2 protein-coding genes are annotated in these 3,151 nt (G+C 69.1%); both read right to left on the bottom strand.

Annotation, left to right across the window (positions count from 1 at the left end):
• Positions 1–326: 326 nt before the first annotated feature.
• On the bottom strand, positions 327–1,304 hold the full coding sequence (gene holA, locus ACMO6A_RS01695; RefSeq protein WP_009608688.1) for a DNA polymerase III subunit delta: 978 nt from the start codon (positions 1,302–1,304) through the stop codon (positions 327–329).
• A gap of 10 nt (positions 1,305–1,314) precedes the next feature.
• Positions 1,315–3,151, bottom strand: a 1,837-nt coding sequence (locus ACMO6A_RS01690; RefSeq protein WP_418470689.1) for a DNA internalization-related competence protein ComEC/Rec2, incomplete at its 5' end; no start/stop codon positions are given.

Raw genomic sequence — 3,151 nt, 5'->3', positions numbered from 1 at the left:
TGAAGGCCGCTTCCGAAGAGAAGGCCAAGCGCCGCGAGAAGCAGCTCAAGGAAGAGGCCGCCGCTCAGAAGCGCAAGGCCAAGGAAGCCGAAGAGGCCGCCAAGGCCGAGGCTGCCGAAGGCGCCGAGGAAGCTGCCGCCGAATAACGATCCATGCGCATACGGCACTCGCCCTGCGATCCGTCCGCATATCAAGAGCGAAGGAGCCCCGGAAATCCGGGGCTCCTTCGCGTTAGAGGGCTGTTATCCTGAGCGGAAACCGCGGATTGTCCCCGCTGTCATCCCGAGCGAGCGTTCTGCTTGCATTTTTGACGACAACCTGAAACGCTAGCGCCTCGCCGTCACCGCCAGCACCCAGTCCAGGAAAGCGCTCCTGGGATCGGCGCCGCTCTTCATCGCGCGCTCGGTGTCACGCGAAGAGATGATGGCGCGCCGCAGTTCGGCGGCAGTGAAGCCGCGGGCCCAGTTGACATGGTTCTTCACGCGCCAGTCGGGCGCTTTGAGCGCCGCGGCCACGCCGCGGGGATTGCCGCGATCGGCCATCGAGCGCGCGCAGACAAGCTCGCGCAGACGCGTCGTGCACATGGCCAGCAGCGCGTGGGGCGACACGGAATCCATACGACCCAGGTACAGCAGGCACTTGCGCACGTCTCGCGCCGCAAAGGCGTCGACGAACTCCCAAGGCTTCACCTCGGCGGTGCGGCTGACCATGTCGACGATCTCGTGCTCGTTCACCGCGTCGGTGCCGCGATGCGCGAGCGCGATCTTTTTGAGCTCGCTGTCGAGATGCACCGTGTCCTCGCCGACGAGGTCGACGAGCTTGACGGCTGCGCCCTCGGTGAGCGTGACGCCGTGGGTCACGGCCATCGAGCGCACCGTTCGGGGCAGCTCGTAGCGCTTGAGCGGTGCGCAATCGATAACCGCCGTCTTGCCGCAGGCGGCCACGGCCTTGTACAGGCGCGTGTTCTTCGCCAGCTTCTCGGCGACGAGCGCGAGCACCGTGGAGCCGTTCGGCGAACCGAGATAGCTCACGAGCTGTTCGGCATCGGCTTTCTTCAGCTTGTCGACCGCGCGCACCTCTACGAGACGCACGGGGCTCGCGAACGGCACGGTGTTGCAGGCCGTGACGATGTCTCCGCCCTGCGCCGTCTCGCCGTCGAACTCGTCGGCGTTGAACGACAGATCGCCCATCGAGGACAGGCGCGCGCGTAGGCGCTTCATCACGGTGTCGCGCTTGAGCGCGTCCTCGCCTACGATAAGGTAGACGGGCAGCAGCGGAGCTTCTTGTTTCTTTTGAGTAGCCATGCCGTTCATTCTAACGCAGGGTATCCACCTCGATCCGGTCGGCGGTCAATTTGCACGAAACATCTCCCTGCTCGTCGGTGCGGAAGACGCGTGCGCCCGCGGCCTCGAGCCGATCGAGCGTGTCCTGCGCCGGATGGCCGTAGCGGTTGCGCGCCCCTGCGCTGACCAACGCGATGCGAGGAGAAAGGACGGCGGCCTCCTCGTCGTCGAGGGCGTTCTTGGATCCGTGATGGCCCACCTTGTAGAGGTCGACGGAGTCCACAAGCCCTTCGTCGATGAGCGCGCGCAGCTGGTCGCGCTCGGCGTCTCCCGTGAAAAGCGCACGCCACTCGGATGCGCCGTCGCCGTCGATGTCCGCATCGGCGACAAGGCACAGGCTGTCGGCGTTGCCCCCTTCGTCGGAGAACCGCTCGGGCCACACTGTCTGCAAGTCGAAGGAGCCCACCTGAAGCGCATCTCCCTGCCGAAGCCCGACGACTCCCCCGTCGCCCGCGAGCTTGCGCGCGTCGGCGACGAGCGAGACGCACGCTTCGCAGCCGCACGAGAGCGCGTCCTGGGCGACGAGCACGCGTCGCACGTCCACGACGCCCGCAAGCGAGGCGAGCGATCCTTTATGGTCGTCGTCGCCGTGGGTGATCACCACCGCGTCGAGGCGGTACGCTCCATGCCGTGCGAGCGCCTCGCGCAGCATCCTGTCCTGGTTGCCGGTGTCGATCAGGACGGCCGTCCCCCGGCTCCGCACCAGGAACGCGTCGCCCTGCCCCACGTCCAGCATGACGATCTCGTCGCCCGAAAGGCGCGGGGCGACGACGACCGTCCCGATCATGACGCACGCCGCCGCCGCGACCAGACCGAACGCGCGACGACGGCTCGGACGCGGCCACGCCAGCCACAGCGCCGCCGCGCATGCCGCCGACGCCAGAAGCGCCCCGGCGAGGGGCACGCTCGCAGGCAGGCTCGCGTAGGGGACGCTCGCGAGCGCGCGCACGACGGCAGTGAGGGCGCCTGTGCCCATCGACGCGAATCCGATCAACGCCGGCGCGACGGCAGGAACGGCCAAGGATGCCAGCACCGCCGCGAACCCGCCGGCGCAGACTACGGGAAACAGCGGCGCGGCCGCTACGTTGGCCAGCGGCGCCACAACCGGCACCTGCGAGAACAGCGATGCGGCGAGCGGCGCGGCCGCAAGGCTCGAAGCGGCGGTAAGCGAGAGCGCCTCGCGCGCCAGGCGCGGAGCGCGCTGGAAGCACTGCGCGATCCACGCCTGGAAAAGCCCTGCGAACAGTACGATGCCGAGCGTCGAGAGCGCCGACAGCGCGAACGAGACCGCCAGCGCCGTGCGCGGATCGAGCGCGATGCAGCCGATCATGCATACGGCCAGCGCGCTGAGCGCCGCCGGCCGCCGCCGCGCCGTGAACGCGAACATGCCGGCGAACGCCATGACGGCCGCGCGCACGGCCGACGAGGGCGCGGCCGCCAGCACGAGGAAGCCCAGCAGAAACGACGCCTGCAGGACGGCTCCGGCGCGCCGGGGAACGCGCAGCGCACGCAAGAGCGCGGCTGCGCAGCCGGCGACGATGGACAGGTGCGCCCCCGACACCGCCACGAGATGCGCAAGCCCGCTGGTCTGGTAGGCGGCGTACGCGTCACCTACCTCGAGGGCGCCGCGCCATCCGCACACGAGCGCGGCGAGCACCGCGGCCCCGTCGTCGGTCCCCTCATCGGCGATCAGGTCGATCGCGCGATTGCGAAGCCCTGTCAAGATACCGAGGGCGTCGGCACGCTCGCAGCTCACGACTCGGCGCGCCGTGCCTTCGAGCACCGCGCCCTGCCGCCAGCAGTATGCC

Origin of the sequence: Eggerthella sp. (assembly GCF_048329335.1) — a bacterium.
GTDB classification, from domain to species: Bacteria; Actinomycetota; Coriobacteriia; order Coriobacteriales; family Eggerthellaceae; genus Eggerthella; species Eggerthella lenta.
The sequence above is the reverse complement of the archived record's forward strand: the minus strand, read 5'-3'. Positions and strand labels throughout refer to the sequence as shown.

What these genes read in the sequence shown, in the direction of transcription:
- holA (WP_009608688.1), bottom strand. Translation starts at nt 1,304, where the DNA reads ATGGCTACTCAAAAGAAACAAGAAGCTCCGCTGCTGCCCGTCTACCTT.